This is a genomic window from Mesotoga infera, from assembly GCF_900157305.1.
GTDB lineage: Bacteria > Thermotogota > Thermotogae > Petrotogales > Kosmotogaceae > Mesotoga > Mesotoga infera.
On the sequence record NZ_LS974202.1, the window covers coordinates 818,837 to 845,073 of the forward strand.

Consider the following 26,237-nt stretch of genomic DNA (forward strand, 5'->3'; position numbering starts at 1 on the left):
TGAATACCCCCTTTTTGCCTGAGAATATTCAAATGTTAGTCCACAATTTCTCCCGATGCTTTTTCACATTTTCTACCGGCGTTTTTCTTATTTTACTGTTGATGTCGACACAAGAAGGAACCAGAGCACACCGGTAAAGGAAATAGTGAAAGAGCTAAATCCACTGTTGAGAGGATTTGCCAGCTATTTCAGGATAGTAGACTTACAATCTACCTTGAGAGGGCTTTTGAGCTGGATAAGGAGAAGGCTTAGAGCCATCATACTACACCAGTGGAAGAGCACAAAGAAACTGAACAGAGTCCTCAGAAGGGCTGGATGGGAAGAGAAAGTCAATTTGAGAATGAACAAATGGCGCTCTTCTCACACAAAAGCAGTCAATTACGCCATTCCCAACAGGTTCTTTGAAGAGATGAACTTATTCGATATGACATCGTACTATCATCCCCTGTCGAAGTATCCGATACTCGATCCATGAGCCGTGTACGAGGCCCGTACGCACGGTTCTGTGAGAGGACGAGGGGCTCCGCCCCTCTCCTACTCGATGCTCCCACGAAAGAGCGGAATCAGAGGTGAGAGGGTAGAGGTGTGAGGCGAGAAGAGCGGGATTTTGATCTTCTTACCTCTGACCTCTCCTCCTCTTACCTCTGTTTAGAGACGAACGAGAAGAACGAGATCCCGTATAAGAGCATTACGGGATGACAGCCCCTTCCCGTCATTCTGAGCTTGACTCAGAATCACGGTTTTCTAAGGAATGGATCCCGGATCAGGGTCCGGGATGGCGATATAGAAGCATTATAGGATGACGGTCTTGCCGGAAACCCGTCGGTCCCTGTTTTCGCCAGGAGCTTTGTTCTTAGTTCGGGAGAGCCTAGGCTGAAGAGAGATTAGCCCCCGTCGTTATGGAATTCCAGGTGTTTTTACTGAAGCAACATATCTATGTACGCGGCGTGTGACCAGAGTAGGGGCGAGGCGATTTCTCCCCATTTCTCGACCCAGGGAGCATACATTCTCTCTTCGAGCAGGTTTTCCGGAACTTGCTCGGGCAGAAAACCGTTGAGGTCGGCCTTTCTCTCTATCCATGCTTCGATTTCTTCTGAAATATCCCTTTCGCCGTTCGATTTCAGATGACCGGCTAGATAGGCACTCAGCAGTACCCAGCTCCCGCCACCGTAATAGGTATCTTTTTTGTACCTCTTGAGGCCTCCGTCGAAGTAGAGCTCGCTCATCACGGTTCGTGCCGTCTTTTTAATGAGTAATGAATCGCCGTCAAGAAGTCCATAAGGGTAAGATGCCCAGATAAGGCTCGAATCGACTTCATCGGCAGTGTTAGATTTCTTGAGCCGGCCATCGCTAGTCAATTCCTTCAGTATAAAATCCATGATGTCTCTCCAGACGGTCTTTCTGTTTATAATACCTTCGATCGCCTTCAATCCAGCGGCTATGGAGAGTAGTGTAGAGGTATGTACCATGTTGGGAGATTCTTCCCAGACATCGTAGCACGGGACTTTCCACACTCGTTCAAGATATTTCGCAGTCATATCACAGATTTCGCAATCGCTCTGATCCAGAAGCTCCGGCCTCTGTGCAGCGACCCATAGAAAGGTGCCGTAGCCGTCGCTCTGGGCGTTGGTCCAGTTATCTTCGCTGTAAAATCCCTCCATGGTGTATCTCGTCGGTAGAAAGTTGTCCAGTGTAACGTTCCCCGCGGTAGCCTTTTGAAGAGAGTCGCGATATCTTTTAAGAACGTTCAGGCCCCACCTTATGAACCGTGCAGAGCTCTCTTCCCTTCCGGCTTTTTCCATAGCATGGGCCACGAAGGAGCCGTCTCTGAACCAGCAGTAACCGTACTGCGAGAAGTTAGGCGAGGCTATGTAACTTCCGTGTTTGCTCTGATTAGCTTCAATTATCTCTATCGATCTTTCGAGTAAGTTCATTATTCAATCTCTCTCCACTCTATTTTTATTATTCCCGATTCAACACCGGATATTCTTGCCAGCCGTCTCGCCGGGCTGCTCGGTAGCACTTCGAGGTTTTCTGGAAATTCACTTCCCACAAATAACAGTCCCGTCTCTTCCTGCGACCAGTTCGTTCCGAAGAGAGTGCCCTCGGGTGGGATGCTGAGAGGTATTAACGCTCCCTTTCTTAGAAAGACTTCCGTTCTATCTCCCTCTATTACGATCTGTTCCGAGTGAGTTCGACCGTTCCAGAGATTCACCCATTGACCTTCAGGAAGAAAGACTCTTCTCTCTTTCATCTCTTCGTCAACTGCTGGCGAGACAACCATATCTCTTCCAAATAGATACGCAAGTCCTTCAGGATCGTTATCTTTCTCTATCAGAAAAAGCGGCAGCGTTAAAGGAAGGCTTGCCTGTGCAGCGTGGAGAGACTCTCTGTAGATATACGGCGAGAGCGTCATTCTCAGGGAGGCGAAGTTTCTGTAATAATCGATGATACTTTCGTCTTTCCAGGCCTTTGCAAGGTTCCATGGAGTCCTCTCGGAAGAGGGCGAAGGGTCTCCTGAATCCTCCGAGTGGAGCTGAAAGATAGGCGTGAAGACGGCCAGCTCTATCGATCTTCTGTACAGTTCCATAGTAGGAACCTCTCCGCTGAAACCGGCTATATCCCATCCCCAGAAGGGGTTGCCTGAAATAGAGACGTTGAGTCCGGCCGTTATGTTGTCGCGAAGAGCCTCCCAGGTCGAATCTTCGTCGCCTACCCAGAAAAGAGTATGCGCCGGGGATCTGGTGTAGCCGGCGCGGCTGAAGAGAATCCCTTCCTCTCTCAGTATGCCGGAGACAGTTTCGAAGTATCTTTCAGGATAGGTGTTTCTTACCTTCGCAGCGCTTCCGGCGGCCGTAAGAGTATCCCTCCCCCACAGATGCTCGCCGCCGTCGGTCTTGAAGCCATCGACTCCTAGTTCTTCCACGAGGTACTCCCTCTTGGAGGCCCACCATTTAGCCGCTTCTTCGTTGTAGAAATCAACCACTACATTGCCTTCGTGCCAGCGGGCCGCGGGAATCCTGTAATCGGAACCGTCTCTTGTCCTTGCGAAGTATCCCCTCGAACTACCGTAGCGGATATCTATTGCCGGCTGAGGCGTCGATTCGTCGAAAGATTTGATAACGGGGATCTGCCAGAGTACCAGCCTTATGCCTCTCTCGTGAAGCTTGTTGATCATCTCCACGGGATCGGGCCACGGTTCACGAAATCTGAAGTCTTTCAGACTGAACTTGTCGTCGCCGGAAACGGGATCGTACTCGGCTCCGTTGAAAATATAGAAAGTCTGCTCATCGGCCCAGGCTTCAATAACTAGCGTGGTTGCAGGAAGATCTCTCTGGACCGTTTCCCTGAGAACTTCCATGACTTTTTTCTGGCTGTTCCACTGATTGGCAGATAGCCAGGGGCCGAGCGCCCAGAGAGGTGGCGGGCAGGGTCTGGCGATTTTATGAATCTTTTCGATCGCTTTCAGAGGGGAGTCTTCTTTCCAGAACTGAATTTCCGTACCTTCAATCGAACAGCCCTTTGTATAAACACTCAGTGTTATCTTCGAACCATCTATTTTGAACGAAGAGAGAAAGCCCGTGTCTATAAGAATCGCCCTTCCCCTGTCTGAAAGAATAAAAGGTACCGGAGCGTATCCTCTGGATCTCTGGACCTTGTACTGGTCGTAAACGTGGATATACCTCTCCTCGCCTTCGGGTATGGTTATAGCATCGAAGTGTTCTCCAAGACCGTAGAAGCGTTCTCCTTCTTCTCTTTCAAGAATGATTTTCAGGTCGTAAAGTTCCTTCCCGTCTGTTAAGAGATATGCCTCTTTAAGGCAGTCACAGCTGGTGGCATCACTTCGATTTACCGTCAGCCTGTTGTTTTTTAGGGAGAGGAATCTCTTTGCTTCTATCCACTTGCAAACGGTGTACTCGTACCACTCTGAAGTAACGTAAGTGGAGGGTCCGCGACCGGCGATGAATCTGTACCTGACAGTTACTCCCGCGCTCTCACCGTCTATATTTACTTCCCAGTGAGCCTTGCCGCCATGATTAAGCTGATACTGGGCGCGCCTTTTGTATCTCTTGCCATCGCTCTGGACTTCGATCCATGCCCTCTGACCGACTACCATGGGGTCGGTCACGAAGCTGACCTTCACACGATCACCCTCCAGAGGCTCACGCGGTTCTCTTTCGTATCCTTGAACTATGAAATACGGGTCGTCTATCCCGAACGGTGTGTGAATTATCTCCATGTTTCACTCCTTTTATTTGCCAACAGTGAAGAGCTCGCTCTCTATAACCCTATAAATACAACCCAGAGTCCAGGCTTTCTCGCCGATTCTGTCAGTATCAAACTTCACAGCGTCGGCCAGACTGGAGAAGGCGTTTTCCTTTGCATAATCTATTGATTTCTCAAGAAAAAGTGCCGAAAACTCCAGGGCCTCCCCGCCTATAAGCACATAGTCGGGAGCGAATATATTCACAAGATTCTTCAGGGCGATTCCGATGTCGGTCGCGTATTGGTCGAATACGCTTTCGGCGCTTGCCCTGTCGATCTCCAGAGCCCGTTTCAAAAAATGGATTTCCGAAGTTTCCGTTGCCCTTACAGAACTGTACAGCTCTTTTAGCTCATTGGAAGCGGTTATTGAGAACAGTTTTCGCGCAAGAGCTTCGAAAGAGGCATGAGCCTCCAGGCAGCCACGACTGCCACACGTGCAGAGGTTACCGTTGTGTTCGATCGTCATGTGGCCGAATTCGCCGCTTCCGGCACCTGTCAGGTGAAGCTTTCCGTCGATCGCCACGGCACCGCCTATGCCGATCCCCAAAGTGATGAAAACACAGTTCTTGTGATTGTCGACATTCCCCTTCCAGAAATGGGCCAGCGCGAAGGAATCGACATCGTTCATAACGAAGGTTTTGGCGGCATAGCCCGCTGAAATCATTCTGGCTATGGGTACATCCTTCCAGTCGAGCAGGAAGGAGTTCTTCACGACTCCTCTTAGAGAATCTACAATACCCGAAACGGCGATCCCGATTCCCAGAAGTCTCTCGCCTATGAGATCGCTCCATTTTGCCAGAATTTCACCCGTTGCCGATACGACCTCTTCGGGCACCGTATTCTCCATGATTTTTCTCTCGCTAGCCAGAACAGAGCCCGAAAGATCGGTCAGCGAATAATCGAGATATCCAACGCCTATTTTTAGGCCCAGTACACACGATTTTCCCGGTCGCACATTCAGGAGAATGGGTTTTCTCCCTCCCGTAGAGTCGGCGACACCGGTTTCCTCTACCAGACCAATCTCTATTAAGTCTCCCACTACTTTGGTCACCGTGGCCGGGCTCAGACCCGTCATCTTTGCCAGGCTAGCCCTGTCGATACCGTCACTTTCGTAAATAGCTCTCAGGAGCAGTTTTTCGTTTATCTCTTTCATTATCTCTTTGCTGGCTTTGCTCGCCACGACAAAAACCTCCATAGAGGGGGCCGGGTAACCCCGGCCCTGATTCAATTAATCGTTATTTCAACTTGATAGCTCTTTCGAGTTCGGCCTGGGCATCATCGAGAGCTTTTTGCGGAGTCTTATCTCCATAACGAGCAGCCTCAAGATGTCTATTGACTATGTCGGCCATTTCGTTGAATTGTTCAATGACAGGCGGTGTCACCAGATAATCCAGCGATTTGAAGACAACTTCCTTGCTTGCTGGAGGCGTGGTCCGCTTATATAGCTCAACTATCTCGGGATAGGTTACGGCCGGCAATTCCCAGCCTGCCTCTATCCTGATTTTGGCCACTTCTTTGCTTCCGGATAGGAAGCTGATCCACCTGAAAGCTGCTTCGACGTTCTTGGAATCCTTACTTATAGCCAGTCCGTTGGCGAAAAAGTGTGTTGCCTTGCCAGTATTTCCCGGCTCGATGGCTATATCCCATTCAAAGTCGCAGTCTTCCTTGAATGTGGAAAAGGACCAGGTGCCAGTTACGATCATACCTATTCGCTCTACCGCGAAGAGGTCCCAGTCACCCATTCCGGCCATCTGAGCGTCATTAGGCATGACATTGTACTTGAGAATCCTATCCACCATGAACTGCAGGGTTTCGACGTTTTGCGGAGTGTTCAGGGTGAAGGCCGTTTTGTCTTCGTTGAGAATGCTTCCGCCATTTTGCTGAACCATCTTGTAGAATTCCCAGAACTGGATCGGCTGGTTAATACCGAATATCATGGGGCCGAGCGCCCTGATCTTTTTGGCGGCCTCGAGTTCGTCGGCCCATGTCCAATCGTCGGTTGGATATTCTACGCCGGCTTTGTCGAAGAGATCTTTGTTGTAAATCAGAACAACGTTAGAAAAGCTGAACGGCAGTCCATACTGTACTCCGCCTTCAGAAAAGGCGTTAAGAGCCTTTTCGTTCAAAACGCTGGTGTCGAAACCGGAAGTCTCCACCAGGTTGTTGAGATTCAACAATATACCCTTTTTGGCATAAGTGTAGAAGTTTTCGTAGTTCAGTTCGAACGCGTCCGGCGCGTTTCCGCCAGCAACTATCGTCATGAGTTTGGTGAAATAGTCTCCGTAACCTACCGTCTCAATATTCACCTTGATATCCGGGTTCTGTTCTTCGAAGACCCTTTTCATCTCTTCAAGGTACTTTGCGTTTGCGTCTGCAGAAGAGAAGTTCATGAACTTGATGGTCGTAACGCCTAGAGAGGTTGCCAATGCCATTGAAACGATCGCGAAAATTACCAGAAGCCTTTTCATTCGATCACACTCCTTTTAGCCTTTTATACCACCTACACTGAGCCCCTGTTCGAAGTACCTCTGAGCGAACGTGTAGATCAGCAGTATTGGAATCATGGATATCAATGCGCCGGCCATAAGCATGTTGTAATCGCTCTGGTGCTGACCGTTGAGCAGGCTTAGACCGACAGGGAGAGTCATCTTGTTCTTGTCGGTGAGAACTATCAGTGGCCACAGGTAATCGTTCCACGCCCCCATGAACGTGATGACCGTCAATGTTGCTATGGCCGGTTTGGAGAGGGGAAGTATCATTTTGAAGAATATTCTCAGTTGAGAGGCCCCGTCCAAAACTGCCGCTTCAACGAAATCATCGGGAATCGTTCTCATGTACTGCCTTATCATGAAGGTTCCGAAAGCGTTGAAAAGCGAGGGTAGCATTATACCCACATAACTGTTGAGTAACGAAAGATGCTTGAGGGTGAGGTAGTTGGGTATCATCGTGATGTTCGCAGGGATCATCATCGTGGCGATATATATACCGAACAAGACTTCTCTGCCTTTGAAGTTAATCTTCGAGAAGACATAGGCGGCCATGCTTGCTGACATGACCGTAACAAACGTGATCAGTACGGATATGAATATGCTGTTGAATATGGCCTTGTCAAACGGGAATATATCGAAGATCTTAACGAATCCATCGAAGCTTATCTCATCGGGAAACCACTGGATGGGTAACACAGTAAGGGCCTTGGTCTTCTTGAGCGATGTGGATACCATCCAGAAAAACGGTAGCAGTGTGAAAAAGGAGAATATCAGCATCACCAGATAATAAGCGGTTCGCCTTGAAATTTTCTTAAGATTCATAATGTACCCACTTCCTTTGCATCTTCCACTGGATAAGAGTTACGGTGAGGATGAAGCAGAAAAGTATCCAGGAAAGGGCGGTTGCGTAGCCCATCTTGTAATAAGTGAAAGCGTAGTTGTATATCCTTTCCATCATCGCCTGAGTAGATCCATGCGGTCCCCCTCTGGTCATAACCATTACCTGAGGGAAAAGTTGGAAAGAATTTATTATGGACATGATGAGTACAAAAAACATCGTCGGTGAAATAAGAGGCAGAGTTATAAATCTGAACTTCTGCCATCTTTTTGCGCCGTCTATCGACGCCACTTCGTAATATGAAGGATCAATGGCCTGCAGGCCGGCCAGAAAAATCAGCCCGAAGAAGCCCATATCCTTCCAGACACTCGCCAGAACTATACCGGGCATCGCCCAGACTTTATCGTAAAGCCAGGAAGGCCCCTGCAAACCGAAGACACCAAGAATCGAGTTTATCGGACCGTAGTAGGGGCTCAACAGCCAACGCCAAAGCATCGCCGCGGCAACCCAGGAACTCAAAACGGGAATATAGAATATTGTTCTAAATACACCTGTAAATCTCGTTTTTATGTTTAGAAGCATAGCAAGGGACAGCGAAGAGATTATCATGAGTGGTATGTAAAGTACTATATAATAGAGAGTGTTTCTCAGTACCCTCCAGAACTCTTCGCTCGCGAATATCGTTTTGTAGTTCTCGAAACCTATGAAATTGGCCTTGCGCAAAACATCCCAGTCCGTAAGGCTCAGAACAAAGGAATACACTATTGGAAAGACCTGAAAGAAGATGAACCCGCAGATGCTGGGCAAAAGGAACATTAAAATAACTAGCCTCTTTCTTGCCTTCTTCTTCATTAACCGGTCCTCCCTGAAAGATACTTCCTTCACTGAATAAACTAAGTTGATTATACTTCTTACTCACACCTTTACAAACTCCAAAGAGGGGCAATCAAGAACATTCCTGCCCGGTGATTGGCGTTTACTGTTCGTAATCTTCTAATTCCTACGGGAATCGACCCTCATTGTAAAAGCCACGATTAAAAAAGTACGCTATGTGGATACTCCTTTCCGTGATGTTGAAATCCGATCCGTCATCCAGGTCTTTCCTCGGAAAGAACGAGAACGAAATAGCCTATGAGAGCATTACGGGATGACAGTCCAATTTGAGCTACTGGCGTCGCTAAGTATTCAAGGGCGATTTTTGAGAGACTTATCTGTAAGTATTGCAGGGATGTACTTTGTAGGGTTATACTATCACCAGTGATAGTAACTATCAGGGGTGATAGTATGTATTTCGATCCCAGACCAAAGACTTCAAGAAAAGATCTGTTTTTGAGAGACAGAGAGCTAGAAGAGCTAAGTAATCTCGATGTGCCTCTCACTCTTGTGCTGGGGCCAAGGCGTCTTGGAAAGACTTCGCTCCTAAGAGTTTTCATGGATGAGAGCGAAATGCCTTTCATATTCACAGACTGCAGGTCTCTTGTGGCAAGCGGAACATCTGTGAGCAACTATCATCGATTGTTAATGGAACAGCTCAACGATCTTGCAAAGAGCAAGAGCAGCGTTCTGGAAGCTGTGAAACGGATTAAAGGGCTAAATTTGTTTGGAGTCGAACTGGAGCTCGATAACAAAAGAAGCGACTCGTTTCTGGTTGAGTCATTCAACGCGTTAGACAGATGGGCTTTGAAGGAAAACAGGATCCTGTATCTTGTATTCGATGAAGCCCAGCTTCTCAGGCACTTCAAAAGAAATGGCGGTCTGGATTTCAACGAATTGTTTTCGTACATCTATGACAATCTCACCGGCTTGCGAATTATACTGACGGGTTCTGAAGTGGGTGTTCTCGAGGATTTCATAGGGCTCGATGATTCTTCCTCGCCTCTGTATGGAAGATACGCAAAGAAACTATACCTTTCCAGGTTCACGAGAAAAGAGAGCGAAGAGTTTCTTGAGAAGGGTTTTGATGAGGTTAGAATGGAGGCTCCAGCAGAGGCGATCAGGGAAGCCGTTGATACACTGGACGGAATAGTCGGATGGCTGGTTTTTTTCGGGAGGGTATGTATCGATGCCAAAGGAGTCGACAGAAAATCGATTGAACTGACGCTGGAAAAGGCCGAGATCATATTGAACGACGAACTATCGAATCTGAAGCGTAACAGTACCAGGTATATCTCCATTTTGAAGGCTATAGCCTTTGGATCAAAAGGCTGGAAAGAGATCAAGACGGCGACAGAAATCATAGAAAATAATAACCTCACGGATACGGCCTTCAATAGAATTTTGAATAGGTTGATCGAGCTCAGTTATGTCGATATCGAGATTGGCATAGAAGGGAAAACATATAAGCTCGTGGATCCGGTCATTGCAAGCGTAGTCAGAAAGTTTGGCTAAGAGGGGAAAAGCGGGAAGAGCGGGATTTTGATCTTCTTACCTCTTACCTCTGTTTAGAAACGAACGAGAAGAGCGAGATCCCGTATAGGAGTCCTGAATTTGATCCCTGAATAAGATCATTTCAGGGCAGGCTCTTCAGGACAGGCTATTACGGGATGACACGAGTGTGGCGTTAACGGGATGACCCTGAATAAGAGCATTTCAGGTCAGGCTCTCCCTTCAGGTCATCCTGACGTGCTCCCAGTCAGGATCTCGCCCTTTCCTCCCTTCCCGTCATGCCGGACCCATTTTATGTCATTCTGAGCTTGACTCAGAATCACGGTTTTCTAAGGAGTGGATCCCGGATCGGGGTCCGGGATGGCGATATAGAAGCATTATAGGATGACGGTCTTGCCGGAAACCCGTCGGTCCCTGTTTTCGCCAGGAGCTTTGTTCTTAGTTCGGGAGAGCCTAGGCTGAAGAGGGATTAGCCCCCGTCGTTATGGAATTCCAGAATATCCCTTTCTTTGTTCGATTTCAGATGACCGGCTAGATAAGCGCTCCGCAGTACCAAGCTCCCGCCACAGCTTCTGCTATTGCATCTCGGTTCTTCAAAGGAACGGAAAGAACTTTTTATCGGTTTTCCTTAAACTTTTTTATTCCCACAAAATCCCATATTCCTGCCAAATTTCTCCCAAGAAGAGATCTTAAAATTACGTTGAAGAAGACGATGAGAATATTGTCTGACATAGATGAGAGCGAACACGAATCTAGAAGTCATCACCCAGAATTTTACCTAACCCTGAAAGAGGCCGATCGAGAGAGCGGTAACACCGGACCGTATAGGCAGCAAACAATAAGTTAGGCGGTCCGGTTTTTTAGATTCGAAAAGATAGAATATACTTTAAGTGAGATTTTCTGTCGATACAGAGGTGGTAACCATGTCCATAAGGATAAACCTTGTGGAAGACGAAAAGAGTTTGAACAACGTGTTGACTTCCTACCTTCAGAGGGAGGGGTGGGAAGTCAAATCCTTTTACAACGGGAGCGACGCGTTTAAGGAGATAGACGACAGACCGGATCTGTGGATACTGGACATCATGCTTCCGGGCGTTGACGGATTCGAGTTGTTGAGAGAGATCCGTAGCAGAAATCCGACTATGCCGGTGATCTTCATCTCGGCCAGAGATAAAGATATAGACAGGGTTATAGGCCTTGAAATGGGAAGCGACGACTATATGCCCAAGCCCTTTCTACCGCGCGAGCTGGTCATAAGGGTTAAAAAGATACTCGAACGTGTACAGACCGCAGGAGAGCCGGTATCGATACCTCCCTACACGATAGATGAGAGCAAGCGAAAGGTCACTGTAGATGCTGCATCGGGAACTCGGGTCGAGATCGAGCTGACGTCGATGGAGTTCGATCTTCTCATGCTATTCGTCAAAGGAAGGGGGAAGCCCTTTTCACGTGATCAGATACTTGACAAGATCTGGGGTTACGATCATTACGGAAGCGACAGGGCAGTGGATGATCTGGTCAGGAGATTGAGACGAAAAATGCCAGACTTCAAGATCGAGACCATCTACGGCTTCGGTTACAAAGGCGTAGATATATGAAAAAGTTCGGCCTTTCCAGCCAGATATGGCTTCTCTTCGGTCTGGTCATGCTCTTCTTATGTGTGATACTGGCTGTGGTCTTCAGGTGGTCCATAAGGGATTTCTTCACGACAGAGGCTTACATGACGATAGAATCGGCCCAGGAAATGAAGTTGCTCGAATTACAGGGTGGGCTGGTTCCGGGTAGCAATATTTATATGGGCGATCTTAAAAATATAAGAGACGTGGGCCACATAATCGTCTTAAATAAAGAATACGGTCTTCTTGAGGAGTATCTCGAAGGCTGGAGGTTGAAAATCGGCCCCGACGTAAAGGACGACTTAAAAACGGGTTCCGGCCAGTCCTTAAATCTCGAGATCTCTAGCATAATGATTTGGGGGACCATCTCCCCGGATATACTTCCCCTTCTTGGTAAGATAAGAGAAAACGCCGAGCTACAAAAGTCAAAATCCGGCCGTTATGAAACTGAAATTGGGAACAGGAAACTCTTCTATGTCATAAGATCGGAAGAGCTTCTCGACAGAAACATCACTTTCATCTCATATATGTGGGACACATACAAGAATACGCTCTCCAGCACGCTTTTCTCGCGTCTGTTTTTCGTTATTGCAATCGTTGTGATTCTTAGTCTGATAATCGCCATACTCTTTTCGAGATATCTAACGCGACCGCTGAAAAGACTCTCCGAAGATGTCAAAGCCATAGCCGCGAGGAACTGGGACAAACCCATCTCTATAAACCGCAAAGACGAGATAGGCGAACTGGCCGATTCGATGGAGATGATGAGAGCCAGCCTGAGCGAACAGGACAGAGAGCAGCAGGCGATGCTTCAGTTCATTTCTCATGAGCTAAAAACACCGGTTATGGTTATCAGAAGCTATGCCCAGGCCATAAAGGATGGCATCTATCCCGGTGGAGACCTCGATAGCGCCATAGATGTTATAGACAAAGAAATACAAAGAATGGATATGAGAGTGAAGGATCTGCTTTTCATCACGCGTCTCGAATACCTATCCAGACACAACCTGCAACTCGAGAAGATAGAACTTTCCGAGCTCATAGAGAGTGTCGCCGGAAGGTTCTACTACCAGAGAGGCGATATAGAATGGGATCTGAGGCTGGAGAAAATTCAGGCGTCGGTCAACGAAGAACAGTTCTCGATAGTTATCGAGAACATCCTCACCAACCAGCTGCGTTATGCCAGGCAGAAAATCGAGATCGAACTCAAGACTATCCAGAAGGACTCAAAAATACTCATCACTTTCAAGAACGACGGAGAGGCCATAGAAGAAAAAAGATTACAGCAACTCTTCAAACCCTTCAACAAAGGCGCTGGAGGCGAACACGGGCTTGGGCTGAACATAGTGAAGAGAATAGTCGAACTCCACAACGGCAGGGTATGGATCGAAAATGAAGATGACGGAGTCTCGACACATATAGAACTGCCCGTTTGAAGACCTGGCAGCCTAAAGGTACTGGAGCTTATTGCATTTGACGTCGCGAACTTCGTGGCGATGCTCCGGTCTTTTCAACCCAGAGGCGATTCCGCTTCTAAATCTAGAGTTGCAGATACTCTGCGAATGCTGGAGAGATCCGGATGGATAAATAAAGAGCATGGGAAATATTCGATCACTTACTGCGTGCATGCGGAATTAAATAGGAAACCACGGATTCTAATAAAGCACTCTTCCATAAACTGCTATTGTACTGAAAGCCGGCACTAATTCGGGGAAAACACGACTCTTCCAGCTCCTCTAAGCAGACGAAGGGGAGTTTCTAATGCTCTTTTTGCTCTTCTGACTTCATTAATTAAGCTTCTGACCTCAGATCTTCCAGGAACGACTCGATACTTCAACTTGGAAATACTCTCTACAGATATCTTTTTATTGTGATCGCTCACAATACTTAGATAATAGCGAGACTACTGACAATGCTAGTTCATAACAAATGAAGATATATATTTCTATAATTGTCTTTAATAGTAGCAAACAGAAAATAGTTCACTCGAGTCTAAGAATTGACTTTTACTGATCGGTTATGTTATAGTATTGTGAGCCCTCACAATATTCAAATTATGTTTCTCAGCAAGGAGTGAGATTATGAAACCGATAACGATAGAAGATGTCGCCAGACTCAGCGGCGTATCGCGAGGAACGGTATCGAGGGTAATCAACGGAAGTCAGAATGTTAACAGCGAAACTAGAAAGAAAGTGCTCGAAGTAATAGAAAAACTCGGTTACCGCCCAAACCAGAGCGCCCGGAGAACGGCCGGTGGAAGATCCTCCACAATCGGCATAGTGATTCCTATGATCGGTACGGAATTCTATGAAAGACTCATCAAGAGCATGGAAGAGAAGCTCAGAGCGCAGTGGTACACCATGATGCTCTTCCCCGTTCTCAAAAGGGACTGGCTCTCGAAAGTCATGATGCACGACATCCCCAATTCAGACGCGGCTGGAATGTTTCTTTGTTCGTTCGATATCGAGCGTCTCTTTTCATCTTTCCGTAAACCCTTCGAAGGGCCAACGGTCCTGGTTGACAGCTACTCACCCCTGTACGACTCGATCTATATAGACAACGAGCTCGGAGGATACCTCGTAGGAAGAAAGTTCTCGCATCTAGAAGGGAGCACGCATGTCATAATGATGCAAGAATACATAGATTCGGGCTTCTGGCCCGTCTTTAATTCAAGATTCAAAGGTTTTCAGAAAGCGCTCCTCGAAAACGGGAAAAGCCTTCCGCATAGAAACGTTCACTCCTACGACTTCAGCTGGAGCGCTGGAGCCCTCGCAGCCCGCGATATCTTCGACAACGACCGGCCTCCCTTCAACATCTTTGCTATGAGTGATCTTTACGCATTTGGAGTTATGCGCGAGGCACAGCTCAGAGGCCTTCGCATCGGTCGGGATGTGAAGCTGGTCGGTTACGACGATCAATCGGTCGCCAGAGACTGGGGGATTACCACGGTAAGGCAGCCTATAGAGGAGATGGGAGAGAAAGCCGTAGATTTGATGTTCAAGCGCCTCGAGAGACCGGGAAAGGAAGTCGAAAGTCTGTGTTTGAAACCTGAAATTGTGGAACGTGAATCCGCTTAAGCCTGGAATAATTCCAGGATACAGAAAGGAGGAGAATATGAGAAGAAAGGTTCTGATCGTTCTTGCGGTTTCGATGTTATTTCTGAGTTCGGTGATAACTGCCACGGTCGATGGAAAGCTAATAATCTGGGCAGATGACACGAGAACTCCGATCTTCAAGGAACTGGCCAGAGAGTACACCGAAATGACCGGTATAATCGTGACGGTCTACGAAATGACCATGGATGCGATTGCCGAGCAGGTTGTTACGGCCTCTCCGGCAGGCGAGGGCCCCGATCTAATCGTCGGAGCTCACGATTGGATAGGAAGACTGGTCCGCAACGGTACCATCGCCTCTATCGATCTTCCCGAAGATCTACTCTTGCAGTTCGATCCCGTGACTATTGCTGCCATGTCCTTCGAAGGAAAGCTTTACGGTGTCCCTTACAGCAGGGAGGGAGTCGCACTGCTGTACAACAAAGATCTCGTTCCTGAACCTCCTCAGACCTGGGATGAGTTGATCGATATCACAAGAGAGATTACCAACCCCGCTATCGGACAGTACGGATTCATCGTCGAACTCCCCTTCCCTTACAACAGCTTCCCTGTGCTTTCGGCCCTTGGAGGATATATATTCGGGCAGCGTTCGGACGGAACGCTTTTGATGGACGATATCGGTCTTGACTCCGTAGGCATGATTCTAGGAGCTACTCTTATAGACTGGCTTATCGAGGAAGGTCTCATGCCGGGAGAGATACCCTGGGAAACTATGACGGGACTTCTCTCCGAAGGAAAGGCAGGAATGGTAATTACCGGACCCTGGAGTATCCCCATCGCAGAAAGCGGAGGAGTAAACGTTGGAGTTGCACCCATACCGACAATATGCGGGCAACGGCCACGGCCTTTCGTAGGAGTGTCGGGCATCATGGTCAACGCGTACTCCCCCAACAAAGCAATTATACAGGACTTCATCGAGAACCAATATGCAACCAAAGAGTCGATGTTGAAGATCTTCGAAATGGACCCGAGACCGTCGGCGTTCATACCGGCCTTTGAAGAGACCAGGGACGATCCCGTCATGAATGCCTTCGCAGAATCGATCTCTTTCGGTATGCCACTTCCAAATGTTCCGGAAATGAACACGGTCTGGTCTGTCTGGACGGACGCGATGACTTTGATATGCAACCAGACGCTTTCTCCTCATGAAGCTCTAAGGCAGGCTGCAAAAGTGCTCGAAGATACCTTTTCCAACTGACGAATGCAAGTAGACCTGTATCCCCCGGCACTGGATACAGAAAGCGTACTCAATGGAAAAGAGATCTGAGCTGAGTATTCCGGGGGATACAGTTTATGGAGAAAGTAATGGAGAGACGTTTGCTGCGATTTCTTGTGAAAATAACCTTAATATCTCTGTTCAATGCGCTCGCCATTTTTGCGTGCGTGTTTTTTGCGATCTCAGGCGATCTGTACCTTTCGACAGCCGGAGTCGTGATGCTGGTAGCGGTAAATTCAATTGCCTTCAAAAAGAAGAGTTACCCTTTAAAATACTTACTACCCGGACTCTTCTTCTTGACGGCCATGGTCGTTATTCCAATCTTTTACAACGTGTATCTCTCACTAACTAACTACTCTACAGGTCACGTCATAGGGAAGAATGACGCGATAAATCTCTTTCTCAACCGCGAATATCTGAGGCCCGACTCCAAAAAATACAGTTTCAAGGCGTACGGAAACGATTCGGATATCGTGCTTCTCCTGCTGAAATCCGATGAAGAGCTTCTTGTGGATATGAATGGGGAGATTCACGATCCCGTTGAATTTGATATCGTTGACTGCGATCTTGACGGAACGCCCGATAAGATTGGTCAATGGAAAGCTATGGAGGCGTCAAAAATCGTTTCAAAGATCTCTCTATTGCAGAAATTAAGAATACCCTATGGCAATGGGTGGCTGAGGCTAAGTACCCTGCGCGAGTTCAGACAGTACGAGCATCAATACGTATACGACGAAGCGACTGACACGCTGACCGATCTCAAAACCGGGAAGACTTACAGACCCGAAAAGGCCCGATTCATCTCTAGCGACGGTGAGGTCCTGGATCCTGGCTGGACGGAATATGTCGGTCTTCAAAACTATCTAAGAATAATAAACACCGAAAAATACAGGAAGCCTTTCTTCGGGGTTTTCATTTGGACCATCGAATGGTCGCTTTTTACGGTTCTTATCAGCTTTGCCATCGGTCTGTTTCTGGCCATTATGCTGAATGACAGTAAACTCAGGTTTAGAAAACTCTACAGATCTCTTCTGATCGTTCCGTACGCGATGCCGTCATTCATCTCTCTGTTGGTCTGGCGGTACGGCTTTTACAGCGGCGAGTTCGGCTTTTTCAACAGGATGCTCAAAAACCTTGCCGGTATATCCATACCCTGGCTGGACACGGTCTTCTGGGCGAGGTTCTCGGTGCTGCTCACCAATATCTGGCTTACATTTCCCTACATGATGCTGGTTTCATTAGGGGCTTTACAGGCAATTCCGCCCCATCTTCTTGAAGCCGCGAAGATCGACGGCGCCGGAAGCTGGCAAAAGTTCAGGAAGGTGACCTTTCCGCTGGTGATCGTGACGCTGGCTCCGCTTCTAATAGGTTCATTTGCGACGACTTTCAACAATTTCACCGTGATCTGGTTACTAACCGAGGGCCGTCCGGTTACGGGAATCGGAGATGTAGCCGGCGCAACGGATATCCTTATCTCTTACGCCTATAAACTGGCCTTCTCGGGAAGAGAGGGAAGCGAAATGGCCCTCTCGGCCGCGGTATCTGTGGTGATCTTCGCGATCGTGGTTACTATATCGATTATCAGTTTTAGAAGAACCAGAGTGCTTGAGGATGTTTCCAATGAGATATAAAATGACCGCCAGATATGTTGGTAGGATAATTCGACACGGGGTAATCTGGGTTGCGATCGTGTTTGCAGTCTTACCGGCGCTTTTCATAATAGGAACCTCTTTCAATCCGGCCAATTCGATCAACTCGACGGGAATATTCCCGGCCAAACCGACGCTCGATAATTACACAAGCCTTCTCTTTGGAGCCAACAGAGTGTTTACGATGTGGATGTGGAACACCCTGAAAATCTGTTTCGTGACCTCGTCTATAAGCGTATTTCTGTGCGCACTGGGTGCGTACGCCTTTTCCCGGTTCAGCTTTCGTGGAAGGAGAGCGGGATTGTTGATGATTCTCCTGGTTCAAATGTTTCCACAGACACTGGGAATGACGGCGATCTTCCTGATTATGGCGTGGTTCAATAAGAACCTTCCCCTGCTCGGTCTCAACACTCACGCAGGGCTGATCTTCGTCTATCTGGGAGGCGCCATAGGCTTCAACACATGGCTCATGAAAGGATATTTCGACAGTATTCCCCGTTCGCTTGAGGAGGCGGCCTTCGTCGACGGAGCCACCCCCTTCAAAACTTTTTTGAGCATTGTGCTGCCACTGGCCAAACCCATTCTTGTTGTAGTCTTTATCATTCAATTCATCGCCACTTATTCCGAATACATGATCGCGAGCACCCTGCTCAAGGGTGACAATATGTACACATTGGCCGTAGGATTGCGTCTGTTTGTCGGTCAACATTACGACGACAGATGGGGACCCTTCGCCGCGGCCGGTGTCCTTGGTTCTCTGGTTATAGTGGCAATCTTCTATTCGTTGCAGGGTCAAATCGTCTCCGGTTTGACGGGCGGAGCGGTCAAAGAATAAAAAAGGAGGATATGAATGCAGCTCAAACCACCGGAATGGACAAGCGACGCCATTATTTATCAGATATTTCCCGACTCTTTCTTCAACGGTGAACCGTACAACGATCCTCCGGAAACCCTTAACTGGGGTGCCTCGCCCGAGAGAAATCGTTTCTATGGAGGAGACTTGCAAGGAATCATCCATAAGCTTGATTATTTGCGGAAACTTGGAGTCAATTGCATATACCTGACTCCCATCTTCGATGCGCCTTCGAACCACAAGTACGATACTCGCAATTACTTCAAAGTAGACGACGCTCTGGGCGGGGATGAGGCACTCATGGAACTGGTAGAACAGGTTCATGCGAGAGGGATGAGGATCTTGCTTGATGGTGTTTTCAACCATTGCGGTGTTGAACACCCGTTCTTTATCGATGCAACGAGCAGGGGCAAAGAGTCCCGCTACTGGAACTGGTTTCACATCGATTCTATACCGGTTACCGAAAGCCCCGAACCGAATTATCGTTGTTTTGCCGGCTACGGAAAGATGCCCGAGTTCGATCTTTCCAACCCTCAAGTAAGAGAGTATTTGCTTGGAGTGGTCCGATACTGGTTCGAGAAGGCCGATATCGATGGCTGGCGGCTCGACACTGTGGAATACCTGCATCCCGATTTTGTTCGTGCTGTCCGAGAGACATCCAAAGAGATGAAGCCGGAGGCTTACGTTCTAGGCGAGCTTCTCCATCTTGGAACTTCCTGGTTCAAGGGAGGTTATCTGGATGGAGCGATGAACTACAGATTGAGAAAGTATCTTCTCTCTTTTTTCGTCTTCAACAACATAGATGCGAAGACCTTTGGAGAAAAGCTCTATGTCTTGCGACGTAGCTACCCCGACTGGGCCAATTATGCTATGTACAACATGATTGACAGCCACGATCGCCCCAGAATCACCACACTCTGCAACGGTAAGAAGGAGATAGTCAGACTCATTCTGTTATTCTTGTTCGCCTACCCGGGCGTTCCTGCGATCTATTACGGTGACGAGATAGGCATCGAAGGCGGCAGTGATCCGGACTGCCGAAGATCGATGATATGGGACGAGAAACTCTGGGACCGGGAACTTCTTGAGTTCTACAAAAAGCTCATAGAGCTTCGAAAAACCAGTCAGGCTCTGAGAAAGGGAGTTTTCATACCCGGTACAGCCGACAATGGACTTTTCACCTTCGAGAGAGGGTACGGGAATGAACGGGTTGTGGTGTGTTTGAATAACTCACCTGTCGCCGTAGAATACGAAATCGGGAAACCCTACGATATCCTGCTTTCACGATCTGCCAGGATCGATACATGTACTCTTCTGCTAGATCCATACGCTTTTGCCGTATTGAGAAAGACCACGGAAAACGTCTGATCGAAATCGCACAAAAAAACCGGCAGTCAAGGATGGCTGCCGGTTCTAGTTACTGAACTCATTTCAACTCTATTCTGACAAACCCTTTCGTTTCTCCCCTTTCCGATACGAGGGGAATGTTTCTCGAAGATGAGCTGGCAGTTATTTTGGCCGTTCCGATTAACTCCGCGCTCTCTTCGAGAAAACTCCACAAAGACACGGTATCGAAATCCAGAGGCCAGTCGATTTCTAACTCTGCGCGTTGCCCGCTCGAAATGATCTCGTGCGAACCGGCGATCAGTTTCACTTTATCGATCCCCGAAGAGAATAACGCGTATGTTATGGAAACCACCCGATGACCCGCTTCCACAAAGATCCTTAAGGGAACAGTTAACTCGCCCTTTCCATCACTCACCTTTATCAGAACTTCTTTCTGACCGATATCTCCTATGCGAGGCTCGAAAATGTATTTACTTCCCGTAATGCTTCCGGGACCCTCTAGAATCTCAAAAAGCAAATCATCCCCGTCGGGATCGTTCAGGTGATCCATAAGATCTATTTCAACTACTTTTTCCGCCTGGACCGTGATTTCAGGAAGAGACGAGGTTATTAGGGGCACTCTGTTTTCGTCAACGATTTCTATCTCGAAGACGAGTATCTTTTCTTCGCCGACGGCATCGGAGACCTTTATCTTGACTTCCTTAAGACCGGCCGATTCAAAATCCGGCTCGTAGGTGTAACTATCGCCCTCTACGCTTCCAGGTCCTTCAAGCAGTTCGAAGAATATCTCGTCGCCGTCTGGATCGTAGGCAAAGGCTTTGAGGTAAAGATTCAATTTTTCGCCTTCGGAGATGGTTTCGTTAGCTATCGATCCTTCGGGAGGCCTGTTTACATCGTTTACGAGTATGGTGAAACTGGCCTCTTTCGTGGCTCCTCTTTCATCTCTCACATGGACTTTCACCGTGTGCTCGCCACTATCGTTGTATCCCGGTTTGAAGGTGTAAATTCCATCTTTTATAGATCCAGGTCCTTCGATACTGATTTCAACGCTGTCACCATCCGGGTCTATGACCCATCCGTTGAAATCTATTGTTAGCGGCTCGTTTTCGTCGATCGAAACATCGCTCGTCAGAACTCTGGGTTCTCTGTTAAGATCCATCACAGAGACGGTCACGGGTAGATTTGTTGAGAGACCTGACGGATCGCTCGCAACTATCGTTATCTTCTTTTCTCCCTGATCGTTGTACAACGGCGTATATTTGTAATTACTCCCCTCGATGCTCCCCGGTCCTTCCAAAATGGCGAAGGACAGCTCCTCGCCATCTGGATCGGTGAAGAAGCTCTTGAGATCCAGGCCCAATGTGAAGGTCTCCCTTATACTCGCTGCAATCGAAGGCAGAACAGCCACGGGAGCTCTATTTACATCGACGACAGCTATCTCGAAGACGAGTATCTTTTCTTCGCCGCCGGCGTCGGAGACCTTTATCTTGACTTCCTTAAGACCGGCCGATTCAAAATCCGGCTCATAGGTGTAACTATCGCCCTCTACGCTTCCGGGTCCTTCAAGCAATTCGAAGAATATCTCGTCACCGTCTGGATCGTAGGCAAAGGCTTTGAGGTAAAGATTCAATTTTTCGCCTTCGGAAATGGTTTCGTTAGCTATCGATCCTTCAGGCGGCCTGTTTATATCGAGAACCGATATGATAATGGGCAGTGTCACACTGCCACCTCTTCCGTCATTGGCGGTCACGAGTACGGATTTCTCGCCGGAATCCTCGTAACCGGGGCTGTATGTGTAGCCATTCCCTTCCAGTGTTCCCGGTCCTTCCAGAGAGAATGTCAATTCGTCGCCATCGGGGTCGCCGAAGAAAGTGGCCAGGTTCATCCCTAGAGAGAACCCCTCTCTTATACTGCTCTTGATCTCTTTGATCGTAGTTTCGGGGGCGCGATTCACATCCACTACTTCTATCATGAATTCACCCGTCACCGACGTCTGACCATCGGATACCCTTATAGTGACAGTGTAATCTCCGCTCTCCTCGAAAGAAGGTTCGAAAGTGTAGATAGCATTTTCAACGCTTCCGGGTCCTTCAACGAGAGTGAAGTTCAGTTCATCGCCGTCGAGATCTATCGACTGCATACCAAGATCCACAACTAGGCGGGTCCCTTCGTCTATCATCTTGTCGCTGAGAAGCATTCTGGGCGGCCTGTTTACATCGTTTACGAGTATGGTGAAACTGGCCTCTTTCATGGCTCCTCTTTCATCTCTCACATGGACTTTCACCGTGTGCTCGCCACTATCGTTGTATCCCGGTTTGAAGGTGTAAATTCCATCTTTTATAGATCCAGGTCCTTTGATACTGATTTCAACACTGTCACCATCCGGGTCTATGACCCATCCGTTGAAATCTATTGTTAGCGGCTCGTTTTCGTCGATCGAAACATCGCTCGTCAGAACTCTGGGTTCTCTGTTAAGATCCATCACAGAGACGGTCACGGGTAGATTTGTTGAGAGACCTGACGGATCGCTCGCAACTATCGTTATCTTCTTTTCTCCCTGATCGTTGTACGACGGCGTATATTTGTAATTACTCCCCTCGATGCTCCCCGGTCCTTCCAAAATGGCGAAGGACAGCTCCTCGCCATCTGGATCGGTGAAGAAGCTCTTGAGATCCAGGCCCAATGTGAAGGTCTCCCTTATACTCGCTGCAATCGAAGGCAGAACAGCCACGGGAGCTCTATTTACATCGACGACAGCTATCTCGAAGACGAGTATCTTTTCTTCGCCGCCGGCGTCGGAGACCTTTATCTTGACTTCCTTAAGACCGGCCGATTCAAAATCCGGCTCATAGGTGTAACTATCGCCCTCTACACTTCCGGGTCCTTCAAGCAATTCGAAGAATATCTCGTCACCGTCTGGATCGTAGGCAAAGGCTTTGAGGTAAAGATTCAATTTTTCGCCTTCGGAGATGGTTTCGTTAGCTATCGATCCTTCGGGCGGCCTGTTGACATCCTGCACCCGAATCGTGAAAGAGGCTCTGCCGATTCCACCTTTGCCATCGGAAATCGTTATTGCAACGTCCTTGTCACCGGCATCACGATAGCCTGGAGTAAAGACGTATCTGTTGTCTTCCACCGCACCGGGCCCTTCCACTATGATCTCTAAAGGATCGTCGTCGGGATCGAGCATGCGACTCGAGAGGTCAACTACTAGTTCTTCGCCTTCGGAAATCACCATATCGCTCAAGAAGATTCTGGGCGGTCTGTTCGTCTCGGTAACCGTTACTTTGAAAGTCGAGGTCGATTCGCCTCCCCTGCTATCCCTGGCGGAGATCGAAACCACGCTTTCACCGGCCTCCTCAAAGCCCGGCTTATAGACGAAGACTCCATCTACGATCCCTCCCGGCCCACCGATGAGAGACAGTGTCACCGCGTCACCATCCGTATCCGAAACGAGAGACGCGAGATCTACGGTTAGAGAGTCTCCTTCCCTGACCGTTTGATCCGATACCACGAGAGTTGGTGGCGCGTTCACATCCACCACTTCGAGTTGCACATCCCTCACTGTTTCATTGCCCTCGGAATCTTTTGCGGTGATTCTCAGGACTTTCTTACCGGCATCCATATAACCTGGAGCGTACACATATGTCCTTCCTTCGAGATTTCCAGGACCATCGACTTTGAGAGATATCTCATCGTTATCCGGATCTTTCACGATCGTCAAAAGGTCGAGAGACATACTCTCTCCCTCGAAAACCTTGAGCGGCGTTGTATCGATTTCCGGAGGTCTGTTGACCCTTATGACGTTTATCTTCAGCTCTCCCGTGGAGTTTTTCCCCTGTTTGTCGGTTGCCTTTATCTTTACGATCACTTCGCCTACATACTTGAAAGCAGGCTCGAATGTGAATACCGATCCGGTTATTGTTCCGGGGCCATCGACCTTTTCGAGCGTGACTTCATCGGCCTTTTCATCTTTTATAAAGGCCTTCAAATCGACACTGAGTTTTTCTCCCTGGTTAACTACCTGAACCGGCAGTTCCATAACGGGTTCTTTGTTCAGCAGTGCCGGAATCGTCGCTATGAGAACGATCGCCACAGCGACCGCGACGATTAGCGTATAGATCATCCATTTCTTCATTTTTCTCCCCCCTCTTGCTTTATTTTTATCAACCAAATACTTCTCATAATTTTATAATCGCCTAAGTCATAAAACCTTTTATTCAGCGGATCACAGGGTTTGGGCTCTCCCGGAGGCTTTGCGGTCTTTCCGATTCTTTGAACAGTACAACCACCTCATCGAATCCCATCCCCAGGAGAAGCCCGTGGAAGAAGTTCTTGGCGCTCTCTCTAGAAGTCTCTTCAATACCCATTTCTTGTGCGCTGATCAACGCCTGTTGTTCTATCTCTTTGCTATAAGACTGGAATGTCTTGAGCATATCCCTGTTCCCGAAAACCTTAACCAGAACACCGCTCTGATTTATCACACGTATATCCGGTATCTTGCTCTGGGGTATGGTCACTTCGAGTTCCGGAGGAGGAAGAACGAGCTTTATTCTTCTGCTCTCCCCTTCGTAAATCTCGATGGAATTACTATCTATACTTTTGAGATCGAGATAACCGCGAACTTGAAAGGGAACTATAAAAATATATCTCTGTGAAGTGCCCGGTACTATGCTTTCCTTTTCAGGTTCGAATATGAGCAATGTGGTCATTCTTGCCGTGCTCAACTCGGCGATTCGTTCGATCCTGTGAATCACCGATTCGGTTCTGACGGTCGTCTTCTTGCGCGACTGTAATAGTATCAGCAACAGTATGCAGACCGCGATTATCAGAACGATATTTAGAACGATAGGTAAAACCTCCCCGTTGCCATCTATGTGTTATAGAAATCGAAATTGAAATTGAAAGCCGCCCCCATTACGATCACGGCGATCACGGTAATAAGAATGAAGACGATGGCCAGAATTATAAGGACACCCTGGATCCTGAAATACTTCATCATGCTGTCGAGACCTATTTCGAGATTCAGAGGAGCCTTTGTGTGAATGAAAGTTTCCAGCTCATTCTTCGTTCTTCTTAGTCTGAGACCCATCACAAGGGCAACGATAGCACTGATAAGACCGAATATGGAAAAGGGGTTCGCTATCATTCCTGCGATCGAGCCTATTATTCCGAGCGTAGCGCCGATGAGAGTCCATATGCCGACGAATCCGGCCCAGTAGCTCAACCTGCTAAGAGTCTGGTAAGAGATTCCTTCGATGCCAGAATTACCTTCGCTTCTTTCATACATACGAAACACCCCCTTTTATTCACAAATTAAGTTTATCAGAGAAAGCCAAAAAACTGTAATGCTTTGCCGTGTTGGAATATCTGTTGAACTATCATTAGTGGGAAGAGTTTCGATCTATATATTGTTAGTAAAGCTTACGGTGGTATAATCAAAGCAAACAAAGTATATCGGAATTAAAATCATCATGAATGAAGGAGGTTATTTATGGAATATCGCAAAGTTGGAAAAAGTGGCTTAAGGATAAGTGAACTGTCGCTCGGTTCATGGTTGACTTTCGGAGCACAGCTGGATATCGAAAACGCCAGAGAGGCTATGCGCAGGGCATACAGAGAGGGAATAAACTTTTTTGACAACGCCGAGGCCTACGCCAGCGGGATGTCTGAATCGATGATGGGCGAGATCCTCAAAGAGTTCAAACGAGAGGAAGTAGTCGTTTCCACCAAGATCTTCTGGGGGGGAAACAAGCCCAACCAGAAAGGCCTTTCCCGGAAGCATCTTCTCGAGGGTACCTGGAACTCTTTGAAACGACTTCAGTTAAGCTATGTCGATCTTCTGTACGCTCACAGGCCTGATCCAGAGACTCCCATGGAGGAGGTGGTTCTGGCGATGGACTATATAGTCAGGAATGGACTGGCCTTCTACTGGGGAACTTCGGAGTGGAGCGCCGGCGAACTTGAAGAGGCTCACCGTGTGGCAGAAAAGCTAAACGCAATTCATCCCGTTGTTGAACAACCCCAGTACAATTTGCTCTCCAGAGAGAGAGTCGAGAAGGAATATCTCCCCCTGTATGAAAAATACGGAATGGGATTGACTGTCTGGAGCCCACTGGCGAGTGGATTGCTCACCGGCAAATATAACGACGGAATTCCTCAAGACAGTAGGCTCGCCAGATTCCCCGGTTTGAAGAAGCACCTGGAAGAAAACGGTATGCTGTCCAAGGAAAATCTGGAAAAAGTCGGAAAACTGGCCAATGTAGCGAAAGAACTTGGGATCGGTTTACCCCAACTGGCTCTCGCCTGGATTCTGAAAAACGAGAACGTGAGTTCCGTGATTCTCGGCGTCAGCAGGGTCGAACAACTCGAAGAAAACTTGAAAGCTCTTGAAGCCAAAGAAAAGCTGACCGATGAAGTAATGAAAGAGATAGAGAGTATAATCTAAATTACAGTCCTGAACAT

General features: G+C 48.0%; 19 protein-coding genes. 10 read left to right on the forward strand and 9 right to left on the reverse strand.

Translation table 11 applies throughout. The features are described from left to right. The first annotated feature begins 55 nt into the window (after positions 1-55). A complete protein-coding gene (locus MESINF_RS03835) occupies positions 56-475 on the forward strand; it encodes a group II intron maturase-specific domain-containing protein (protein ID WP_231936849.1) in 420 nt (139 codons plus the stop codon). Positions 476-917: 442 nt separating this feature from the next. Here MESINF_RS03835 and MESINF_RS03840 read toward each other — a convergent pair whose 3' ends face one another. The 6 genes from MESINF_RS03840 to MESINF_RS03865 are packed head-to-tail and all read right to left on the reverse strand — an operon-like array spanning position 918 to position 8,445. Then, the gene (locus MESINF_RS03840) at positions 918-1,934 is read right to left on the reverse strand and encodes a glycoside hydrolase family 15 protein (protein ID WP_169698616.1); all 1,017 of its coding nucleotides are present in this window, start codon (positions 1,932-1,934) and stop codon (positions 918-920) included. Further along, positions 1,934-4,240, reverse strand: a complete 2,307-nt coding sequence (locus tag MESINF_RS03845) for a glycoside hydrolase family 31 protein (protein WP_169698617.1) — start codon at positions 4,238-4,240, stop codon at positions 1,934-1,936. Before MESINF_RS03845 ends, MESINF_RS03840 begins: the two co-directional genes overlap by 1 nt. Positions 4,241-4,252: 12 nt before the next feature. After that, on the reverse strand, positions 4,253-5,446 hold the full coding sequence (locus MESINF_RS03850; RefSeq protein WP_169698618.1) for an ROK family transcriptional regulator: 1,194 nt from the start codon (positions 5,444-5,446) through the stop codon (positions 4,253-4,255). A gap of 55 nt (positions 5,447-5,501) precedes the next feature. Beyond that, complete coding sequence (locus MESINF_RS03855; protein ID WP_169698619.1) at positions 5,502-6,734, reverse strand: ABC transporter substrate-binding protein; 1,233 nt, start codon at positions 6,732-6,734, stop codon at positions 5,502-5,504. 15 nt (positions 6,735-6,749) lie between these two features. Further along, the gene (locus MESINF_RS03860) at positions 6,750-7,577 is read right to left on the reverse strand and encodes a carbohydrate ABC transporter permease (protein WP_169698620.1); all 828 of its coding nucleotides are present in this window, start codon (positions 7,575-7,577) and stop codon (positions 6,750-6,752) included. After that, on the reverse strand, positions 7,567-8,445 hold the full coding sequence (locus MESINF_RS03865) for a carbohydrate ABC transporter permease (protein WP_169698621.1): 879 nt from the start codon (positions 8,443-8,445) through the stop codon (positions 7,567-7,569). Before MESINF_RS03865 ends, MESINF_RS03860 begins: the two co-directional genes overlap by 11 nt. A gap of 432 nt (positions 8,446-8,877) precedes the next feature. On the opposite strand from MESINF_RS03865, the gene MESINF_RS03870 reads away from it, so the two are divergent. The 8 genes from MESINF_RS03870 (at position 8,878) to MESINF_RS03905 (ending at position 19,793) form a co-directional block, all read left to right on the forward strand. Then, the gene (locus MESINF_RS03870) at positions 8,878-9,981 is read left to right on the forward strand and encodes an AAA family ATPase (protein WP_169698622.1); all 1,104 of its coding nucleotides are present in this window, start codon (positions 8,878-8,880) and stop codon (positions 9,979-9,981) included. Positions 9,982-10,901: 920 nt separating this feature from the next. After that, positions 10,902-11,576, forward strand: coding sequence for a response regulator transcription factor (locus MESINF_RS03875; protein ID WP_169698623.1), 675 nt, complete (start codon positions 10,902-10,904; stop codon positions 11,574-11,576). Further along, a complete protein-coding gene (locus MESINF_RS03880) occupies positions 11,573-13,030 on the forward strand; it encodes a sensor histidine kinase (protein WP_169698624.1) in 1,458 nt (485 codons plus the stop codon). Before MESINF_RS03875 ends, MESINF_RS03880 begins: the two co-directional genes overlap by 4 nt. Positions 13,031-13,675: 645 nt before the next feature. Next, positions 13,676-14,671: a LacI family DNA-binding transcriptional regulator gene (locus MESINF_RS03885; RefSeq protein ID WP_169698625.1), complete on the forward strand. Its 996-nt coding sequence runs from the start codon at positions 13,676-13,678 to the stop codon at positions 14,669-14,671. Between the two features lie 37 nt (positions 14,672-14,708). Further along, positions 14,709-15,905 (forward strand): sugar ABC transporter substrate-binding protein, encoded by a 1,197-nt coding sequence (locus MESINF_RS03890; protein WP_169698626.1) that lies wholly within the window; start codon positions 14,709-14,711, stop codon positions 15,903-15,905. 95 nt (positions 15,906-16,000) lie between these two features. Next, positions 16,001-17,554, forward strand: a complete 1,554-nt coding sequence (locus MESINF_RS03895; RefSeq protein ID WP_169698627.1) for an ABC transporter permease subunit — start codon at positions 16,001-16,003, stop codon at positions 17,552-17,554. Continuing rightward, on the forward strand, positions 17,544-18,407 hold the full coding sequence (locus tag MESINF_RS03900) for a sugar ABC transporter permease (RefSeq protein WP_169698628.1): 864 nt from the start codon (positions 17,544-17,546) through the stop codon (positions 18,405-18,407). The genes MESINF_RS03895 and MESINF_RS03900 overlap by 11 nt, the downstream gene beginning before the upstream one ends. Before the next feature lie 15 nt (positions 18,408-18,422). Then, entirely contained in the window at positions 18,423-19,793 is a 1,371-nt protein-coding gene (locus MESINF_RS03905; RefSeq protein WP_169698629.1) for a glycoside hydrolase family 13 protein, read from the forward strand. Between the two features lie 58 nt (positions 19,794-19,851). Here the strand turns inward: MESINF_RS03905 and MESINF_RS03910 are convergent, their stop codons facing one another. The 3 genes from MESINF_RS03910 to MESINF_RS03920 form a co-directional block, all read right to left on the reverse strand. After that, complete coding sequence (locus tag MESINF_RS03910; RefSeq protein ID WP_169698630.1) at positions 19,852-23,910, reverse strand: Ig-like domain-containing protein; 4,059 nt, start codon at positions 23,908-23,910, stop codon at positions 19,852-19,854. Positions 23,911-23,992: 82 nt separating this feature from the next. Further along, entirely contained in the window at positions 23,993-24,580 is a 588-nt protein-coding gene (locus MESINF_RS03915) for a DUF4230 domain-containing protein (RefSeq protein ID WP_231936850.1), read from the reverse strand. A gap of 65 nt (positions 24,581-24,645) precedes the next feature. Then, entirely contained in the window at positions 24,646-25,062 is a 417-nt protein-coding gene (locus MESINF_RS03920) for a DUF5362 family protein (RefSeq protein WP_169698631.1), read from the reverse strand. A 204-nt stretch (positions 25,063-25,266) separates the two neighbouring features. Here MESINF_RS03920 and MESINF_RS03925 point away from each other — a divergent pair, with 204 nt between their 5' ends. Beyond that, complete coding sequence (locus MESINF_RS03925; RefSeq protein ID WP_169698632.1) at positions 25,267-26,220, forward strand: potassium channel beta subunit family protein; 954 nt, start codon at positions 25,267-25,269, stop codon at positions 26,218-26,220. The last annotated feature ends 17 nt before the right edge of the window (positions 26,221-26,237 follow it).